Source organism: Xylophilus sp. ASV27 (assembly GCF_016428875.1).
Classification (GTDB): Bacteria; Pseudomonadota; Gammaproteobacteria; order Burkholderiales; family Burkholderiaceae_C; genus Xylophilus.
On the sequence record NZ_JAELTO010000003.1, the window covers coordinates 30,233 to 47,424 of the forward strand.

17 protein-coding genes are annotated in these 17,192 nt (G+C 69.6%); 3 read left to right on the forward strand and 14 right to left on the reverse strand.

From position 1 onward, the window contains the following. Positions 1-16: 16 nt before the first annotated feature. A complete protein-coding gene (locus JHD63_RS01300) occupies positions 17-880 on the reverse strand; it encodes an AraC family transcriptional regulator (RefSeq protein WP_198968853.1) in 864 nt (287 codons plus the stop codon). 138 nt (positions 881-1,018) lie between these two features. On the opposite strand from JHD63_RS01300, the gene JHD63_RS01305 reads away from it, so the two are divergent. After that, entirely contained in the window at positions 1,019-2,203 is a 1,185-nt protein-coding gene (locus JHD63_RS01305; protein WP_198968854.1) for an MFS transporter, read from the forward strand. On the opposite strand, the gene JHD63_RS01310 is transcribed toward JHD63_RS01305, so the two are convergent. Continuing rightward, on the reverse strand, positions 2,188-2,949 hold the full coding sequence (locus tag JHD63_RS01310) for an AraC family transcriptional regulator (protein ID WP_198968855.1): 762 nt from the start codon (positions 2,947-2,949) through the stop codon (positions 2,188-2,190). The genes JHD63_RS01305 and JHD63_RS01310 overlap by 16 nt on opposite strands. 114 nt (positions 2,950-3,063) lie before the next feature. Between JHD63_RS01310 and JHD63_RS01315 the strand changes: the two genes are divergently transcribed. Next, positions 3,064-3,879 (forward strand): sulfite exporter TauE/SafE family protein, encoded by an 816-nt coding sequence (locus JHD63_RS01315; RefSeq protein ID WP_198968856.1) that lies wholly within the window; start codon positions 3,064-3,066, stop codon positions 3,877-3,879. Between the two features lie 2 nt (positions 3,880-3,881). Here JHD63_RS01315 and JHD63_RS01320 read toward each other — a convergent pair whose 3' ends face one another. From JHD63_RS01320 to JHD63_RS01345, 6 genes are all read right to left on the reverse strand, one after another. Beyond that, on the reverse strand, positions 3,882-5,051 hold the full coding sequence (locus tag JHD63_RS01320; RefSeq protein ID WP_198968857.1) for an acyl-CoA dehydrogenase family protein: 1,170 nt from the start codon (positions 5,049-5,051) through the stop codon (positions 3,882-3,884). Then, entirely contained in the window at positions 5,048-6,271 is a 1,224-nt protein-coding gene (locus JHD63_RS01325) for a CaiB/BaiF CoA transferase family protein (protein ID WP_198968858.1), read from the reverse strand. The genes JHD63_RS01320 and JHD63_RS01325 overlap by 4 nt, the downstream gene beginning before the upstream one ends. A 127-nt stretch (positions 6,272-6,398) precedes the next feature. Continuing rightward, positions 6,399-7,418, reverse strand: coding sequence for a Bug family tripartite tricarboxylate transporter substrate binding protein (locus JHD63_RS01330; RefSeq protein ID WP_198968859.1), 1,020 nt, complete (start codon positions 7,416-7,418; stop codon positions 6,399-6,401). 26 nt (positions 7,419-7,444) lie between these two features. Then, positions 7,445-7,834, reverse strand: a complete 390-nt coding sequence (locus JHD63_RS01335) for a cupin domain-containing protein (protein WP_198968860.1) — start codon at positions 7,832-7,834, stop codon at positions 7,445-7,447. Next, positions 7,831-8,580, reverse strand: coding sequence for an IclR family transcriptional regulator (locus JHD63_RS01340; RefSeq protein ID WP_106936720.1), 750 nt, complete (start codon positions 8,578-8,580; stop codon positions 7,831-7,833). Before JHD63_RS01340 ends, JHD63_RS01335 begins: the two co-directional genes overlap by 4 nt. A gap of 94 nt (positions 8,581-8,674) precedes the next feature. Beyond that, entirely contained in the window at positions 8,675-9,595 is a 921-nt protein-coding gene (locus JHD63_RS01345) for a 2-hydroxyacid dehydrogenase (protein WP_198968861.1), read from the reverse strand. Between the two features lie 72 nt (positions 9,596-9,667). Between JHD63_RS01345 and JHD63_RS01350 the strand changes: the two genes are divergently transcribed. Then, positions 9,668-9,982 (forward strand): EthD family reductase, encoded by a 315-nt coding sequence (locus JHD63_RS01350; RefSeq protein WP_198968862.1) that lies wholly within the window; start codon positions 9,668-9,670, stop codon positions 9,980-9,982. A 6-nt stretch (positions 9,983-9,988) separates the two neighbouring features. On the opposite strand, the gene JHD63_RS01355 is transcribed toward JHD63_RS01350, so the two are convergent. From JHD63_RS01355 to JHD63_RS01380, 6 genes are all read right to left on the reverse strand, one after another. After that, on the reverse strand, positions 9,989-10,942 hold the full coding sequence (locus JHD63_RS01355; protein WP_198968863.1) for a DUF4349 domain-containing protein: 954 nt from the start codon (positions 10,940-10,942) through the stop codon (positions 9,989-9,991). A gap of 122 nt (positions 10,943-11,064) precedes the next feature. Continuing rightward, complete coding sequence (locus JHD63_RS01360) at positions 11,065-13,068, reverse strand: acetyl/propionyl/methylcrotonyl-CoA carboxylase subunit alpha (RefSeq protein WP_198968864.1); 2,004 nt, start codon at positions 13,066-13,068, stop codon at positions 11,065-11,067. Between the two features lie 53 nt (positions 13,069-13,121). Further along, the gene (locus JHD63_RS01365; protein ID WP_198968865.1) at positions 13,122-13,811 is read right to left on the reverse strand and encodes a DUF4126 domain-containing protein; all 690 of its coding nucleotides are present in this window, start codon (positions 13,809-13,811) and stop codon (positions 13,122-13,124) included. Between the two features lie 14 nt (positions 13,812-13,825). Next, on the reverse strand, positions 13,826-14,608 hold the full coding sequence (locus JHD63_RS01370) for an enoyl-CoA hydratase/isomerase family protein (protein WP_198968866.1): 783 nt from the start codon (positions 14,606-14,608) through the stop codon (positions 13,826-13,828). Further along, positions 14,601-15,536: an alpha/beta hydrolase family protein gene (locus JHD63_RS01375; RefSeq protein ID WP_198968867.1), complete on the reverse strand. Its 936-nt coding sequence runs from the start codon at positions 15,534-15,536 to the stop codon at positions 14,601-14,603. Before JHD63_RS01375 ends, JHD63_RS01370 begins: the two co-directional genes overlap by 8 nt. A gap of 8 nt (positions 15,537-15,544) precedes the next feature. Continuing rightward, positions 15,545-17,152, reverse strand: a complete 1,608-nt coding sequence (locus JHD63_RS01380; protein WP_198968868.1) for a carboxyl transferase domain-containing protein — start codon at positions 17,150-17,152, stop codon at positions 15,545-15,547. Between the last annotated feature and the right edge of the window lie 40 nt (positions 17,153-17,192).

A 17,192-nucleotide genomic window follows, 5' to 3' on the forward strand; every position in this document is an offset into this window, starting at 1 on the left:
CGAGCGTGGCGCGCATTCATCCAGAGACACCGTGGATCCGGCTCTGCCGGTCCACCGGTGTCGCCCCCGCAGAGGGGGGTGGCGAAGACACAAAGTGCGTAGCCTGGGGACGAATGTAAAGGCTGGGCGGCATGCCCAGCGTCTTGCGGAACATGGCGGCAAAGGCGCTCGGGCTGTCGTAGCCATGCTCCAGCGCCACCTCCAGGATCGAGGCGCCCGCGGCCAGGCGCGGCAGGCTCAGCAGCAGCCGCGCCTGCCGGCACCAGGCGCCGAAGTTCATGCCGGTCTCGCGCCGGAACAGGCGCGCCAGGGTGCGCTGGTTCATGTGCAGTTGCTGTGCCCAGCCCTCCAGCGTGGCGGGCTGCGCCGGGTCGCCGACCAGGCCGCCGCAGAGCCGGGCCAGCCCGGCGTGGCGCGGCATGGGCACGTGCAGCGACAGCGCGGGCGCGGCCTCGATCTCGTCCAGCAGCAGCTCCATGGTGCGCTCCTCGCGGCCGCCCAGCGGGTAGTCCAGCGGCAGCGCCACGGCGCGCAGGATCAGTTCGCGCAGCAATGGGCTGATCTGCAGCACCCGGCACTCGTCGGCCAGGCCGGGGCGGGTGCCGGGCTCGACGAACACGGTGCGCATGGCCACCGTGCCGACGGTGCGGATCTCGTGCGCGATGCCGGCCGGCACCCAGACCGCGCGGCCAGGTGGCACGACCCAGCTGCCGGGTGCCGCGCGCACGATCATCACGCCCGATATGGCGTGGATCAGTTGCGCGCGCCGGTGCGCGTGCAGCGGGATCAGCGCGTCGCAGGCCGGGTCGGTGGCCAGGGCGGCGACGGCGCGCGGCGTGGATTCGCCCTGCTCCGGCCGCAGGTCCGGCAGATTGTCCATTTTTCGACGATTCTTGTTATTTCGTAGCGAGATTATCTTGCCGCGCGTTTCTAGCATGGCCCTTTTCCACCAAGAGGTCCCCTGCATGACTCGGTTTCCCCCCTCTCCGCAACGCTGCTCCACCCCGGGAGCGCGCCCATGAACAAGCGCCGCCTGGGCCTGCTGACCGGTACGCACGCCGTCAATGACCTGTACCAGGGACTGGTGCCCGCCCTGCTGCCGTTCATGGCGCTGGAGCGCGGCTACAGCTACACGGCGGTCAGCGGCCTGATGCTGGCGGCCACCGGCCTGTCCAGCGTGGTGCAGCCGCTGTTCGGCCTGTATGCCGACCGCCATCCGCGCAGCTGGCTGGTGCCCACCGGTTTCCTGGTCGCGGCCTTCGGCGTGGTGCTGGCCGGCCTGGGCGGCAGCTACCTGCTGACCTGGCTGGCCATGGTGCTATGCGGCCTGGGCATCGCGGCCTACCACCCGCCCGCCACCGTGGCCGCGCGCGCGGCCGGCGGCGCCTCGCAGAAGGCGATGAGCGTGTTCTCGGTGGGCGGCACCATCGGCGCCTCGTTCGCGCCGCTGCTGGCCGCCGCGGTGGTCGGCGCGCAGGGGCTGTCGCACAGCTACCTGCTGGGCATTCCGGCGCTGCTGATGGGCCTTGTCTGGTGGGCCGCCAACGCGCGCTCCGCGCCGGCAACACAGCCCGCCGGCGGTACACGCACGCGGCAGCAGCCCATGGCGCAGAACGACTGGCGCGCGTTCAGCCTGCTGGTGGCGACCATCGTGGGCTGGTCCATCCCGTACGTCATGGTGCTGTCCATGCTTTCGCTGTACGTGAGCCGGGAACTGGGCGGCTCACCCTTCATGGCCGCCGCGGTGCTGACCTCGTTCACCGCCGCGGGCGCGGTGGGCACTCTGTCAGGCGGCTGGCTGGGCGACCACTTCGGGCGCATGCGGCCGATCCGCAGCGGCTACCTGCTGGCCATCCCGATGCTGGCAGGCCTGGTCGCGGCGCCCAGCCCCGTGGTGGCGCTGGTCTGCACCGCCGGCCTGGGCGTGGCCATGTTCCTGCCGTTCGCGGCGCAGGTGACGCTGGCCCAGGACTACCTGCCGCGCAACCCGGCCACGGCCAGCGGCATCACGCTGGGGCTGGCGCTGTCGGTGGGCGGCCTGGTGTCGCCGCTGTTCGGCCTGCTGTCGGACGCGCACGGCCTGCGCTTCACGCTGACCGCCGTGCTGTGCGTGCTGGGCGTGGCGGCCTTGCTGGCGTTCCAGCTGCGCAACCGGGCACCGCACGTGCCCTCGGCCACCGCGGCGGCCTACCCCGCGAGGTAGGCGGTGGGCGCCTGCCCCAGCACGCGCCGGAACATGGTCGAGAACGCGGCCGGGCTGTCGTAGCCGAAGTCCATGGCAATGGCCGTCACCGGCTCGCCCGCGGCCAGGCGGGCCAGCGCCAGCACCACGCAGGCACGCTGGCGCCATTCGGAGAAGGCCATGCCGGTCTGCGCGCGGAACAGGCGGCTGAAGGTCCGGTCGCTCATGTGCAGGCGCTGCGCCCAGGCCTGCGGCGAGCCGTGGGCATCGGGCTGGCGCAGGAAGGACCTGCACAGCAGCAGCAGGCGGGCGTCGCGCGGCAGCGGGATGTGCAGGGGCAGGGCCGGCATCCGCGCCACCTCGTGCAGCAGCAAGGCCATCAGCGCGCCGTCGCGGCCCCGCGGGTCGTACTCGGCCGGCAGGTCCACCGCCTCCATCAGCAACTGCCGCAGCAGCGCGGACACGCCGACCACCTGGCAGCCTTCGCGCGCCGGCACTGCATCGGGCTCGATGTACAGGCTGCGCGTGCTCACGCCCTGCAGCCGCACCTCGTGCTGCACGCCCGCCGGAATCCAGACCGCGCGCTGGGGCGGGACGACCCAGTTGCCGTCCTGCGTGGCCACCTGCATGACGCCGGTGGCGCCGTACAGCAGCTGTGCGCGGCGGTGCGCATGCGGCCGCAGCCAATGCCCGTCCGGGTAGTCGGTGCCGATGGCGACGGCCGGCCGGGCGATGTGGTCGAACTGGTCGATGTGGGCATTGCGCATGGATGTGCAGCCGCCGCGCGGCTTGGCCGAAACGCAAACATTGTTGACCAGAATGCGAATGCAGGCCAGGCACCGGCCGCCTATCGTTCCTTCATCTTGAAAGGATGGGAAGCGATGGTCTATCTCCTGTTGGCCTTGTTCGGCGGCCTGAGCGGCGTCACGACGGTGCTGTTCGGCTTCGGCGGCGGCTTCGTGGTGGTGCCCCTGCTCTACCGGGTGCTGGGCGCCGCTTATGACGCACACGATGCGGCAGGCGAGGCCGCCATGCACATTGCCGTGGCCACATCCACCTGCGTGATGGTCATCAATGCGCTGGCCGCCACGCGGCGGCATGCGCGTGCCGGCAACATCGACTGGCCCGCGATCCGCACGCTGGCGGCGTTCATCGGCGTGGGCGCGGTGCTGGGCGCGGGGGCGGCCGTCGCGGCCAGCGCAGACTTGCTGCGCTGGGCCTTCGTGGTCTACCTGGGCATCACCATCCTGGACTGCCTGCTGCGACAGGGCTTCATGTCGCGGCGGAACTCCGCGGCGCCACGGCCGCTGGCCCCGGCGCAGACGGTCGGGGGCGGCCTGATCATCGGCCTGGTCGCCACCTTCCTGGGCGTGGGCGGCAGCGTCATGACGGTGCCGCTGCTGCGCCGCCGCGGCTTCAGCATGACGCGGGCCACCGCCATGGCCAACCCGCTGAGCCTGCCGGTGGCCATTGCCGGCACCGCCACCTACATGGCGATGGCCTGGTTCCGCTCCGTGGCGCTGGGCCCCTGGCACGCGGGCTACGTGGACCTGCTCGCCTTCGCGGTGCTGGCCGTGGGATCGCTGCTGGGCATACGCCTGACCAGCCGCTACATCGGCCGCATACCGGACCGGCTGCATGCGCGGGTCTACATCGGGCTGCTGGCAGTGGTCATGCTCAGCATGATGCTGCCATAGGTTCAATACGACTTCGGCAGCCCCAGCGCCTTCTCGGCGATGAAGTTCAGGATCATCTGCGGGCTCACCGGCGCAATGCGCGGGATGTAGCTCTCGCGCAGCAGCCGCTCGACGTGGTATTCCTTGGCATAGCCCATGCCGCCCAGCGTGAGCACCGCGTTCTGGCAGGCGTCGTGCGCAGCCTCGGCTGCCAGGTACTTGGCGGCGTTGGCCTCGACGCCGCAAGGCTCGCCCGCGTCGTACAGCGTGGCCGCCTTGAGCATCATCAGGTCCGCCGCCTCCAGGTTGGCCCAGGCGCGCGCCAGCGGGTGTGCCACGCCCTGGTTCTGGCCGATGGGCCGGCCGAACACGACGCGCTCCTGCGCGTACTGCGAGGCGATGCGCAGAGCCGCGCGGCCGATGCCGATGGCTTCGGCCGCGATGAGGATGCGCTCGGGGTTGAGCCCGTGCAGGATGTACTCGAAGCCCCTGCCCTCCTCGCCGATGCGGTCTGCCTCGGGCACTGCGAGACCATCGATGAAGAGCATGTTGGAGTCCACCGCCGCGCGGCCGAGCTTGTGGATCTCGCGCACCTCGACCTTGCTGCGGTCCAGCGGCGTGTAGAACAGCGTGAGGCCCTGCGTGGGCTTCTGCACCTGCTCGAGCGGCGTGGTGCGCGTGAGGATCAGCATGCGGTCGGCCACCTGCGCGGTCGAGATCCAGATCTTGCGGCCCTGCAGCAGGTAGCCGCCATCGGGCTGGCGCACCGCCTGGGTCTTGAGGCTGGTGGTGTCGAGCCCCGCATCGGGCTCGGTCACCGCGAAGCAGGCCTTCTCGGTGCCGGCGATGAGCGGCGGCAGGAAGCGCTGGCGCTGTTCCTCTGTGCCGAACACCACCACCGGGTTGAGCCCGAAGATGTTCATGTGCACCGACGACGCGCCCGACATGCCCGCGCCCGACGCACTGATGGCGCGCATCATCAGCGCCGCCTCGGTGATGCCGAGGCCCGCGCCGCCCTGTGCCTCGGGCATGGCGATGCCGAGCCAGCCGCTGCGGGCCACGGCGCGATGGAACTCGTGCGGGAACACGGCGCGGTCGTCATGGTCGCGCCAGTAGTCGGCCGGGAAGTCTTCGCACAGGCGCTCGATGGCCGCGACCAGCGAGCGCTGGTCATCGTTCAGGGAAAAATTCATTCGCTGTCTTTCGTTGGTTCCGGTTGCAGCGTGACGCCGCGCGCCAGCATGCGTTCGATACTCTCGTCGTCGTAGCCCGCCTCGCGCAGCAGCTCCACGCTCTGCTCGCCGATGCGCGGCGCGGGGCGGCGTATGGCGGTGGGCGTGGCGCTGTAGCGGCCGACCGGCGCGAGGGTGCGGATGCGCCCTTCGCTCGGATGGTCGAACTCGGGATAGAAGCCCACGGCACGCAGGTGCGGGTCGTCGAGCAGGCTGTCGGTGCTGTGCAGGCGCGCGACCGGAATGTCGGCGGCCGCCAGCGCGGCGAACCATTCGTCGCTGGTGCGCGTGGCCATCACTTCGGCAACGAAGGCGTACACGGCGCCGATGTTCGCGGCGCGCGCGGTGTGCGTGCCGAACATGGGCGAGTCGCGCAGCTCGGGCCGGCCGATCACGTCGAAGAAGGCCTGCCAGTGCTTGTCGTTGTAGATCAGCACGCTGAGATGCCCATCCGAGGTCGCATAGGGCTTGCGGTGCGGCGCGAGCAGGCGCGCGTAGCCGGTGGGGCCGAGCGGCGGCTCGAAGCTGTGGCCGCCGAGATGGTCGCCCATGACGAACTGCGAAAGCGCCTCGAACATCGGCACCTCCACCGCCTGGCCCTTGCCGGTGCGCTGCGCATGCAGCACGGCGGCGAGCAATGCGATGGCCGCCTGCAGCCCCACCGCGCGGTCGGCCAGCGTGACAGGCGCGTAGCGCGGCTCACCGCCGCTTTGCTGCGCGAACAGCGAGGCGATGCCGGCCGCGCCTTGAATCAGGTCGTCGTACGCGGGCTTGCCGGCGTAGGGGCCCTGCTCGCCGTAGCCGAAGGCGCCGAGGTAGACGATCTTGGGGTTGGCCGCCGCCACAGCTTCGTAGCCGAGCCCGAGCCGCGCCATCGCCTGCGGTCGCGTGTTGTAGATCAGCGCATCGCAGCCCGCCGCCAGCTTCAAGCAAGCCTCGCGGCCCTCGGGCTGCTTGAGGTCGAGCACGATGGAACGCTTGTTGCGGTTGAGGTGTATCGCCATCGCACCCATGCCCGCGTGGCGCATCGGCCCCACGGCGCGCAGGTTGTCGCCACCGGGCGGCTCGACCTTGACGATGTCGGCGCCGAGGTCGCCGAGCGTCTGGGTGGCATACGGGCCCATCACCACGGCCGTGAGGTCGAGGATGCGGATGCCTTGGAGAGGTCCGTAGGTATTCATGTCTTTGCGTTCGCTCCCTCCCCCTCCGGGGGGAGGTCGGGATGGGGGCAGGAAGAGCGGCCGATGGATACGCCGCTTGCCCCCACCCCTGCCCTCCCCCAGCGGGCGAGGGAGAAATTCAGCTCGCTCATTCGGGTTGAATGCCCGCCGCCTGGATGAGCTTCTTCCACTTCGCCAATTCAGACACCGTGAACGCCCCCAGCTCCTCCGGCGTGCTTCCGAAGGCATCGAAGCCCAGCTTCGCCACGCGCTCGCGGAAGACCGCTCCGTTCGCCATGTCCGACAGCACCTTGTTGAGCTTCAGCACGATGTCGCGCGGCGTGCCGGCCGGTGCGAACACGCCGTTCCACGAGGTGATGTCGAAGCCTTTCAGCTCCGGCGTGTCGGCCAGCGGCGGCAGCTCGGGAAAGAGCTTGGTGCGCTCCTGCGTGGTGACGGCAATCGCGCGCATCTTGCCGGCCTTCACCGTCGCAAGCCCCGCCGCAAGGTCGACCACCATCATCGACACCTGCCCGCCGATCAGGTCGGCAATCGCCGGCGGCGTGCTCTTGTAGGGCACATGCAGCATCGGCACGCCGCTCATGCGCGACAGCGTGGCGCCGCTCACGATGCCGGTGCTGTTGCCGCTCGCGTAAGTCAGCTTGCCGGGATGCGCGCGGCCCCAGGCCAGCAGCTCGGCCACGCTCTTCACCGGCAGGTCGTTGTTCACCACCAGCATGAACGGCAGGTTGCCCATGCGGCTGACGGGCGCGAAGTCTTTCACCGGGTCGTAGGGCAGCGACTTCATCAGGCTCGGGTTGGCCGAGTGCGTGGTGTTGGTGGTCATGAACAGCGTGTAGCCATCGGGCGCCGCCTTGGCAACGTACTCGGCCGCGATGACGCCGTTTGCGCCCGCCCTGTTGTCGACGATGACCGAGCCCTTGAGCGCATCGCCGAGCATCTGCCCGGCGATGCGGGCCACCGCGTCGGTGCCGCTGCCGGCCGCGAAGGGCACGACGATGCGTATCGGCTGCCTGGGGTAGCCGCCGTCCTGCGCAAAGGCCCAGGGCGCCGCGCTGGCCAGGCCCGTGGCGGCACCGATGGAAATGAAACGGCGGCGGCTTGCCACCACGACCGATTTCTCGGTCGCGTTCTTCGTTGTCTGCATTTGCTTGTCTCCGGGTTGTTGTCGCTTCAGGGCCGGATCACGCGCTCCGGCGATTCCTCGTACGGCGGGCTGTAGATCACCAGCACGCGCACCGGCTCGTCGCTCACCACCGTGAAGGTGTGCATCGCGTCGGCCGGGAAAAAGCAGCTGTCGCCAGGGTGCAGCTCCTGCCGCTGGCCGCCCACCTCGGCGACCGCGCGGCCTTCGAGCATGTAGCAGACCTGCTCGATGCCCGGGTGCGCATGCGGCAGCGCGCCCTTGCCCTTCTGGATGTGGCCGACCAGCACCTCCAACTGCTTCGCGCCCACCGTCTCGGGGCCTATCAGCCGCTTGTTCAGCGTGCCGGTGTGGTTGGCGGGGTGGTAGCCGGCGATGTCGGCTTCTCGAACGAAGTAGCGGGCGGTGGAGGTGGTCATCGGGGGTTCTCGGTCTTGGGTTCGATGGCGAGGCAGGCGGAGCGCAGCATCGCGGCGATGTCTTCGATGCGCGGCTCCATGCGGTAGCGCGGGCCCGCGACCGAGATGGCGTAAGCCTCGCCGCCGATGCGCAGCGGCCAGGCCAGGCCGATCAGGTCGGGGATGCTTTCGCCGAGGTTGCCGTACCAGCCGCGCGCGGCACCGCGCTGCAGCTCGGCCTCGATGGCTTCGGCGGTGGTGAGCGTGGCTTCGGTCAGCGGCGCGAGCGCCATGCCGTCCAGCAACTTGCGGCGCGCCTCGGGTTCGAGCGTGGACAGCAGCGCGCGGCCCAGCGAATTGGCATAGGCCGGGCGCGTTTCGCCCGACTCGGCGGAATAGCGGATGGCTTGCGGTGCGCTCAGCACCTCCAGGTACACCACTTGGCCCGCATCGCGGAACTTGCCGAAGACCACCGTCTCGCGCGCCGCGTCGCGCAACTCTTCCAGCGTGGCCTTCACCCGGTCGAGCACCGGGTCATGGGCGGCGATGACCTGCGCCATCGCCAGCAGCCGGCCGGTCGGGTAGTAGCCCTGGCGGCGGCCGGTCTCGTACATGTAGCCCTGCTCTTCGAGCGTGCGGATCAGCCCCAGGCAACTGGACACCGGCATGTCGAGCAGCCGCGCCATCTCCGAGAGCGCCAGCGGCTGCTTTTCCCGGGCGAACAACTCGACGATCTCGATCACCCGAAACGCAGTTTTCACAGTCATGAAAAAATTTTCACTTCTATGAAAAACTTGCGCCTCAGGGTTTCCCCTGCCCGAGTCGAATTTCCGGCAAGGGCGCAAGCGGCGGCACCGGCCGTCAGTAGCCGCGTGCCGGATCGACCACGCCCGCAAACGGCAGGCCCCGCTCCATGGCGCGGATCTTGCCGGCGATCTGGGCGATGGACTCCTCGCGCAGCGTGCGCGCCGAAGCGTGCGGCGTCACGGTGATCTTCGGGTGGCGCCAGAAGGCGTGGTCGGCCGGCAGCGGCTCGACCTGGAACACGTCGAGCGTCGCGCCCGCGAGTCCGCCTGCATCGAGCATCGGGATCAGGTCGTCTTCCACCAGGTGGCCGCCGCGCGCGATGCTGATCAGGTAGCCCTCGGGCTTGAGCTTACCCAGCGTGCGGCGGTTGAGGATGCCGCGCGTGGCCTCGGTCAGCGGCAGCAGGTTGACCAGCACGCGCGTGGACGACAGGAACTCGTCGAACTGCGCCTCTCCGCTGAACACCTGCACGCCGTCGATCTCCTTCGGCGAACGGCTCCAGCCCAGCACCGGGAACTCGAACTGCGCCACGGCCCTGGCCACACGCTCGCCCAGCACGCCCAGGCCCATGATGCCGACCGGGAAGTCGCGCCGCAGCCTGGGCTTGCGATAGCTCCACCTGCCTGCGCGCGCATCGGCCTCGTAGGCATCGAACTCGCGGAAGTGGCGGATGAGCGTGTGGCACACGTACTCGGCCATCTGCACCGACATGCCCGCGTCGTCGAGCCGCACGATGCGCGTGTGCGCCGGCACCTTCAGCCTGAGCAGCGCATCGACGCCCGCGCCGATGTTGAAGATGCCGCGCAGCCGCGGCTGCTCGTCGAGGAACTGCTGCGGCGGCGCCCACACCACGGCATGGTCGGCCTGCGGCGCGCCGGGCGTCCAGGGCTCGACGATGGCTTCGGGCAGTTCGGCTCGGAGGCCTTCGATCCAGGGGTCGGGGCGGTTGTCGGTGAGGCAGACGGTGATGCGCATGGGACGAATCTTAGGCGCGGGCGCGGCTATGCTCGAACGGCAACCGACCTCACCCCTCACCAGGAGACACCCATGATCAAAGTCAGCGTGATGTACCCCCACACCCCCGGCGCGCGCTTCGACCACGACTACTACCGCGACCAGCACATGCCGATGCTCAAGGCCCGCATGGGCGACGCCTGCCTCTCCTACACCATCGACAAGGGGCTGTCCGGCGGCGCGCCGGGCTCCCCGCCCGCCTACGTCGGCATGTGCCACGTGTTCTGCGAATCGGTCGAGGCCTTCCAGAAGGCCTTCGGCCCGCACGTGAAAGAGATCATGGGCGACGTGAAGAACTACACCGACATCGCGCCGGTGATGCAGATCAGCGAAGTGGTGGTGGGCTGACGCGGGTCAGCGCGGGCCTCGCGCCATCTCGGAACGGCGGCGGCGCCACAGCACCCGCGCCAGCCAGCCCAGCGGCAGCACCACCAGCACCAGCCACGGCAGCAGCGCCGCGATGGAGGTGATGAGCGCGCCCACGCTCTCCGCCAGCACCAAGCCCGCGTTGCGCAGCGCATGCCGCAGCGGGCTGTAGCCGTCGCCGTTGCTCACCAGCGCGCGCTTGGGCGTGAACTGGATCTGGATCTGCTGCTTGCTGGTTTCCTGCGCCAGCACCTTGCGCTGCGTGGCGATGGCGTCGAGTTCGGCCTGGGTGTCCGACAGCGTGCGCTGGATCGACAGCAGGTCGGCCATGGTGCGCTTGGTGACGCTGTCGCGCAGCATGGCGCGCAGGCTGTCGCGGAACTCGGTGCGGTTCCTGATGCGGGCCTCGACGTCGATCACCTCGGCGGTCTTGTCCTCGCTGGTGGTGGTGTGCGAGACGACGTTCGCCATGCCGGCCAGGCCGCCGAGCAGCCTCTCGACGTCGGCGGGCTCCACCCGCATCTCGAGCATGGCGTTGCCGGGCTGCTGCGGCGTTTCGCGCTGCAGCGAGGACGACAGCAGCTCGCACTTGAGCGTGCCGCACAGGTCGCGCACCTTGCCAAAGACGTCGGCCAGTTGCTCGGCCGGCACCTCGACGTTCAAGTCCTGCCGCACGGCCAGGAAGCGCTGCAGCGGCGAGTCCTGCGCCGACGGCGCCGCGCCCGTGCCGGCCACGCGCGATTCTTTCATTGCCATCCCACCGCCGTAGCCGGCGGCGGCCTGCATCGGCGCGGGAGGAGGCGCCTGCCGGGCGAGCGATTCGTCGCGCCCGTCGTTGCGGCCGCAGCCGGCCAGCGCCAGGGCGGCCGCCAGTGCCAGCAGGGCGAGGCCCGGGCGATGGCAGGCGAGGAAGAAAGGGCCGAAATGCCTGCGAGCGGTCATGAAAATCCCTTCAGAAGAATGACTTCCGCAGCGGATACGGGCCCGCGCCCGGAACGGGGTTATGGCGACGCCGAACGAGTCCCTCGCATGTCGCGCATCGCGGGGACTTGTTCGGCGTCGCCTTAAACGCTTGCCGCCGCCATTCTCAGCAGCTCGTCGCCCTCGGCCACCTGGTCGCCCGGGGCATAGAGCAGTTCTTCCACCACGCCATCGGCCGGCGCGGCGATGGTGTGCTCCATCTTCATGGCTTCCATCACCGCCAGCGGCTGGCCGCGGCTGACCTTGTCGCCGGTCTTGACGGCGAAGGACACGACCTTGCCCGGCATGGGCGCGGTCAGGCGGCCGCCTTCGGCCTGCGCGTCGCCGGCATGGGTGAGCGGGTCTATCACTATGATTTGTGTAGCACCAAGCCCAGAGAATACCTGGGCTTCATCCTCTTTTTGGTAAATGTTCACGGTGGCGCGCCGCCCGCCCCACCGCAGGTCGAGTGCGCCATCGCCCAGGGCCGTCCATGCGAAATCCGCCTGCTCGTCGCCCACCGCCAACTGCAGCGTGGCATCGCGCCGGCGGGTCAGCAGGGCCTGCGCCGGCTCGCCGTGGAACTCGAAGTCGAAGCGCCGCTGCATGGGCCCGTGCGAGCGCCAGCCGTCGCGGCGGCTGAACGGATCGGCCGTCTCGCGCGCGGCCTCGGACTGCAGCGCGTGCGCCACGGCGGCGGCGGCGGCCAGCGGCAGGCCCAGCGGCTCCTGGTCGAACAGCACGGCGCGCTCGCGCTCGATCAGCGCGGTGTCGAGCCGCGCCTGCGCGAAGGACGGGCTGGCTAGCACCCGGCGCAGGAACTGCACGTTGGTCGGCAGGCCGACGATGTGCATCTGCGCCAGCGCCGCGTCCAGCAGCGCCAGCGCTTCCTCGCGCGTGGCGCCGTGCACGATCAGCTTGGCGACCATGGAGTCGTAGAAGGGCGAGATCGCATCGCCCTGGCGCACGCCGTCGTCGATGCGCACGGCGCCGCGCTCGAACGCCGTGGCCCGCGGCTTGGCGTAGACCTGCAGCGTGCCCGTGGTCGGCAGGAACTGGTTGTCGGGGTTCTCGGCGCAGATGCGCGCCTCGATCGCATGGCCGTGGATGCGCAGGTCCTGCTGGCGCAGCGGCAGCGGCTCGCCCGAGGCCACGCGCAGTTGCCACTCGACCAGGTCCAGGCCGGTGATGGCCTCGGTCACTGGGTGCTCGACCTGCAGGCGGGTGTTCATTTCCATGAAGAAGAAACTCATGGAGTCGTCGGCCCGCTGCTCGACGATGAATTCCACCGTGCCCGCGCCCACATAGCCCACCGCCTTGGCCGCCGCCACCGCGGCCGCGCCCATCTGCTGGCGCATGGCCTCGGTCATGCCGGGCGCGGGCGCTTCCTCCAGCACCTTCTGGTGGCGGCGCTGCACCGAGCAGTCGCGCTCGAACAGGTAGACCACCTCGCCCTGGGTGTCGCCGAACACCTGGATCTCGATATGGCGCGGGCGCTGCACGTACTTCTCGATCAGCACCGCGTCGTCGCCGAAGCTGTTGATCGCTTCGCGCTTGCACGAGGCGAGCGCGGCGGCGAAGTCCTCGGCCTTGTCGACCGCGCGCATGCCCTTGCCACCGCCGCCGGCGCTGGCCTTGATCAGCACCGGATAGCCGATGCGGTCGGCCTCGCGCCGCAGCAGGGCCGGGTCCTGGTCGGCGCCGTGGTAGCCGGGCACCAGGGGCACGCCGGCCTTTTCCATCAACTGCTTGGATTCGGCCTTGAGCCCCATGGCGCGGATGGCCGAAGGCGGCGGACCGATGAACACCAGGCCGGCGTCGGCGCATGCCTGCGCGAAGTCGTCGTTCTCGCTGAGGAAGCCGTAGCCCGGGTGCACCGCCTGGGCGCCGGTGGCGCGGGCCGCGTCGAGGATGCGCTGCCACTGCAGGTAGCTGTCCTTGGGCGCGCTGCCGCCCACGTGCACCGCCTCGTCGCAGGCGGCGACGTGCTTGGCCTGCGCGTCGGCGTCGGAATAAACCGCCACGGTGCGGATGCCCATGCGGCGCGCGGTGGCGGCCACGCGGCAGGCGATTTCACCGCGATTGGCAATGAGGATCTTCTTAAACATGGGTGACCTTCGCTGTGAAATCGCCTGCGCACGCTGCGCGGCTGCGCGGCTGCTCACGGCGATTGGCGATCATTATTTTCTTGAACATGGGGAATGTCTCCGTGAGAGGACGATGCCGGCGGCACGCCCGGATCGGGCCGGCCGCTGAAGATGCGCGCCATGCGCGTGAACAGGCGGCGCAGGAAGCGCCAGCTCTTGTGGATCAGCCACAGGCTGAGCGCCAGCACCAGGACCAGCGCCAGGGCAAAGACCAGCGGGTGCGCCACCGACAGCCACAGCCCGGCCGGCACCATGGCGTCCTCGGCCAGCGAGGCGCCGGCGTTGCTGAAGGGCTCGGGCGAGGTGTTGATGGCCGCGCGCGTGGTGGCCTTGGCGGCATGCGCGGTGGCGGCCAGCCCCCCGCCCAGCAGCGCGGCGACGACAGCCATGGCGCTGCTGTCCGCACTGAAGAGCCCCGCCGCCAGCGCGGCGCCGGCTGGAATGCGGATCACCGTGTGCACCGCGTCCCAGAGCGAATCCACGCCCGGCACCTTGTCGGCCAGGAACTCCACCACCACCATGAAGCCGCTCGCGGCGATCACCGCGGGGTGCGTCAGCAAGTGCAGCCCGGCCGGCAGCGGCAGCCAGTCGAGGCGGCCCGCCAGCCCCACCAGCAGCACCACCAGGTACAGCCGCACGCCGCTGGCCCAGCCGATGGCAGCAGCCAGGGCAAGCAGTTGGGGAAGGTCCAGTGCGGGGTGCATGGCGCGGCCTGGGGTCAGCCCGTGATCCAGGACGGCTTGCGCTTGTGCAGGAAGGCCTGCACGCCTTCGCGGCCCTCGTCGCTGGCGCGGATGTCGGCGATGCCTTCGACCGTCTTCGCGATCAGCGCCTCGTCGATCTCGCGGCCCGCCACGTCGGCGACCAGTTGCTTGCAGGCGCGCACCGCCGCCGGGCTGGCGCCGGTCAACGCCTTCAGGAGTTCGTCGACCTTGGCGTCGAGCGCGTCGGCGGCCACCACTTCATGCACGAAGCCGATGCGGTGCGCCTCGGCCGCAGTGAAGCGCTCGGCCGTCAGGAAGTAGCGCTGCGCCGCGCGCGTGCCCATGGCGCGCAGCACGTAGGGGCTGATGGTCGCGGGCACTAGGCCGATCTTGACCTCGCTCAGGCAGTACCAGGCGCTGTCCACGCTCACGGCCATGTCGCAGGCCGCCACCAGCCCCATGCCGCCCGCATACACATCGCCCTGCACGCGCGCGATGGTCGGCTTGGGGCACTCGGCAATGGTGCGCAGCATGGCGGCCAGCTTGCCCGCGTCGGCGAGGTTCTCGTCGCGCGTGTAGTCGGCCATGCGGCGCATCCAGTTGAGGTTGGCGCCGGCGCAGAAGGCCGGGCCTTCAGCGGCGAGGACGATGGCACGGACATCGCTGCGAGTGCCCAACAGGCGGAATGCGGCATCGAGCTCGGCGATAAGACCATCGTCGAAGGCGTTGCGTACCTCGGGGCGAGTAAGGGTGATGCGGGCGATGTCCGCCGATTCGGTGATGGCCAAGCTACTCATGGGATACCTCGTTTTTCGTGGGTGCAGTAGCCGCCTGCACCGGCGTGTCGGGTCGCAATGCAGGAAAGCCCTGCCGCTCCAGGAAGGCAGCGACCGGCGGATGCCAGGTCTGCGGGAAACGGACGAAGGTCAGGTGTCCGTCCTCTCCCTGAGGCGGAAACTGGATGAACTCGCCCTGGCCCCCGGCCGCCTTGAAAGCGTCGAACCATTCCCGCGGGTAGGTCGGCCCGAAATACTGGTCGTTCTGAGCGTAGAGCCACAGCACCGGCACCCGTGCCGTCTTGCCGTAGCTTCCCAGCGTGCTTTCCAGCAAGTGCGGTGCACACGGGCGGCCCGGCTGGTTCTTCGGATTGCCCCCTGAGCCGCCGGCGAAGTTGATCGCCGCCACCACGCCGGGCAGATTGCGGCTCGCCGTCGCGAGCGCCGTGGCGCCACCGAACGACTGTCCGGCGATCACAGAGCGGTCCTTCGCGGCGTCGGGCCGCTGCCGAACCGCCTCCAGCGTGGCCGCCACCTGCTCGACCGCCACGGCGAACGCGGGCGGGTAGGACTTGCGCTGACACGGCCCACTGGACTCCAGATCTTCGCCGCCGCTGACACCGTAGCCGATGCGCGTCGGCACCGCCACGATGAAGCCGCGCCGCAGGAAGAACCGTGCAGCATCGCCGTACCGGGCGCGGCCCAGCTTCTGCCGTCCTTCGGCATCGGGTGCGCGCCCATGGTTGAGCACCATCACGGGCGCCGGCTTCGGATTGGCGTCATCGGACCAGACGGTCACGCGAATCGGCTGTGCGATGCGCTTGCCGTACGCATCGGTCACTTGCACCGGAAGATCAAACTCTTCCTCGTGCACCCGGGCATAGGCGCTGGCGGCAAGCGCCAGCAGCACGGTCGACACGACAAACGAGATGGAAAAACGGCGGTCCACGACAACTCCTACATACGGAAGATGCCGAATTTTGGCTCGGGCACCGGCGCATGCCGCGCCGCCGCCAGCCCCAGCGCCAACACCCGCCGCGTATCCGCCGGATCGATGATGCCGTCATCCCACAGCCGCGCGGTGGCGTAATAGGGATTGCCCTGGTCCTCGTACTGCTGACGGATCGGGGCCTTGAAGGCTTCTTCCGCTTCCTTGCTCCAGTTGCCGCCTTTGCCCTCGATGCCGTCGCGCTTCACCGTGGCTAGCACGCTCGCGGCCTGCTCGCCGCCCATCACGCTGATGCGCGCGTTGGGCCACATCCAGAGAAAGCGCGGGCTGTACGCGCGGCCGCACATGCCGTAGTTGCCGGCGCCGAAGCTGCCGCCAATGATGATGGTGAACTTGGGCACGTTGGCGGTGGCCACGGCCGTCACCATCTTGGCGCCGTGGCGCGCAATGCCTTCGTTCTCGTACTTGCGCCCGACCATGAAGCCGGTGATGTTCTGCAGAAAGACGAGCGGGATCTTGCGCTGGCAGCACAGCTCGATGAAGTGGGCGCCCTTCTGCGCCGATTCCGAGAACAGGATGCCGTTGTTGGCGACGATGCCGATGGGCATGCCCTCGATCTCGGCAAAGCCGCAGACCAGCGTGGCGCCGAAGCGGGCCTTGAACTCGTGGAACTCGCTGCCGTCGACGATGCGCGCGATGATCTCGCGCACGTCGAAGGGCTTGCGCGTGTCTGTGGGGATCACGCCATACAGCTCCTCTGCTACGAAATCAGGAGCACGCAGCCCAGTTGAATATTGGGCTTGAGGCACTTTTCTTTGCAAATTGCGAACCGCCTCGCGCGCCAGCGCCAGCGCGTGCAGGTCGTTCTCGGCCAAGTGGTCGGCCACGCCGGAGAGCCGCGTGTGCACGTCGCCGCCGCCCAGGTCCTCGGCGGTGACCACCTCGCCGGTGGCGGCCTTCACCAGCGGCGGGCCGCCGAGGAAGATGGTGCCCTGGTTCTTCACGATGATGGATTCGTCGCTCATCGCCGGCACGTAGGCGCCGCCGGCGGTGCAGCTGCCCATCACCACCGCGATCTGGCCGATGCCCTGCGCGCTCATCTGCGCCTGGTTGTAGAAGATGCGGCCGAAGTGGTCGCGGTCTGGAAAGACCTCGTCCTGGTTCGGCAGGTTGGCGCCGCCGGAGTCGACCAGGTAGACGCAGGGCAGGCGGTTCTGCTCGGCGATCTCCTGGGCGCGCAGGTGCTTCTTGACCGTCATCGGGTAGTAGGTGCCGCCCTTGACCGTGGCGTCGTTGCAGACGACGACGCAGTCGGTGCCCGCGATGCGGCCGATGCCGGCGATCAGGCCCGCGCCCGGGGCCGCGTCGCCGTACATGCCGTAGGCGGCCAGCGGCGCGATCTCCAGGAACGGCGTGCCCGGGTCCAGCAGCATCTGCACCCGCTCGCGCGGCAGCAGCTTGCCGCGTGCGGTGTGCTTGGCGCGCGCGGCCTCGCCGCCGCCTTCGGCCACCTTGGCGACCTGGGCGTGCAGGTCTTGCACGAGCGCGCGCATGGCGGCGGCATTGGCCTGGAATTCGGCGGAGCGCGGATTGAGCTTGGAACTCAGTTTGGACATGGGTTTCCTTGGGAATTCAGGGGGCGGCGGACATGCGCGC

Excerpts from the sequence above, each read along its gene's own strand:
- JHD63_RS01355 (WP_198968863.1), bottom strand. The coding sequence starts at position 10,942 with ATGACCGCTCGCAGGCATTTCGGCCCTTTCTTCCTCGCCTGCCATCGC.
- JHD63_RS01330 (WP_198968859.1), bottom strand. The coding sequence starts at position 7,418 with ATGCAGACAACGAAGAACGCGACCGAGAAATCGGTCGTGGTGGCAAGC.
- JHD63_RS01325 (WP_198968858.1), bottom strand. The coding sequence starts at position 6,271 with ATGAATACCTACGGACCTCTCCAAGGCATCCGCATCCTCGACCTCACG.
- JHD63_RS01345 (WP_198968861.1), bottom strand. The coding sequence starts at position 9,595 with ATGCGCATCACCGTCTGCCTCACCGACAACCGCCCCGACCCCTGGATC.
- JHD63_RS01370 (WP_198968866.1), bottom strand. The coding sequence starts at position 14,608 with ATGAGTAGCTTGGCCATCACCGAATCGGCGGACATCGCCCGCATCACC.
- JHD63_RS01360 (WP_198968864.1), bottom strand. The coding sequence starts at position 13,068 with ATGTTTAAGAAGATCCTCATTGCCAATCGCGGTGAAATCGCCTGCCGC.
- JHD63_RS01300 (WP_198968853.1), bottom strand. The coding sequence starts at position 880 with ATGGACAATCTGCCGGACCTGCGGCCGGAGCAGGGCGAATCCACGCCG.
- JHD63_RS01365 (WP_198968865.1), bottom strand. The coding sequence starts at position 13,811 with ATGCACCCCGCACTGGACCTTCCCCAACTGCTTGCCCTGGCTGCTGCC.
- JHD63_RS01305 (WP_198968854.1), top strand. The coding sequence starts at position 1,019 with ATGAACAAGCGCCGCCTGGGCCTGCTGACCGGTACGCACGCCGTCAAT.
- JHD63_RS01340 (WP_106936720.1), bottom strand. The coding sequence starts at position 8,580 with ATGACTGTGAAAACTGCGTTTCGGGTGATCGAGATCGTCGAGTTGTTC.
- JHD63_RS01315 (WP_198968856.1), top strand. The coding sequence starts at position 3,064 with ATGGTCTATCTCCTGTTGGCCTTGTTCGGCGGCCTGAGCGGCGTCACG.
- JHD63_RS01335 (WP_198968860.1), bottom strand. The coding sequence starts at position 7,834 with ATGACCACCTCCACCGCCCGCTACTTCGTTCGAGAAGCCGACATCGCC.
- JHD63_RS01380 (WP_198968868.1), bottom strand. The coding sequence starts at position 17,152 with ATGTCCAAACTGAGTTCCAAGCTCAATCCGCGCTCCGCCGAATTCCAG.
- JHD63_RS01350 (WP_198968862.1), top strand. The coding sequence starts at position 9,668 with ATGATCAAAGTCAGCGTGATGTACCCCCACACCCCCGGCGCGCGCTTC.
- JHD63_RS01320 (WP_198968857.1), bottom strand. The coding sequence starts at position 5,051 with ATGAATTTTTCCCTGAACGATGACCAGCGCTCGCTGGTCGCGGCCATC.
- JHD63_RS01310 (WP_198968855.1), bottom strand. The coding sequence starts at position 2,949 with ATGCGCAATGCCCACATCGACCAGTTCGACCACATCGCCCGGCCGGCC.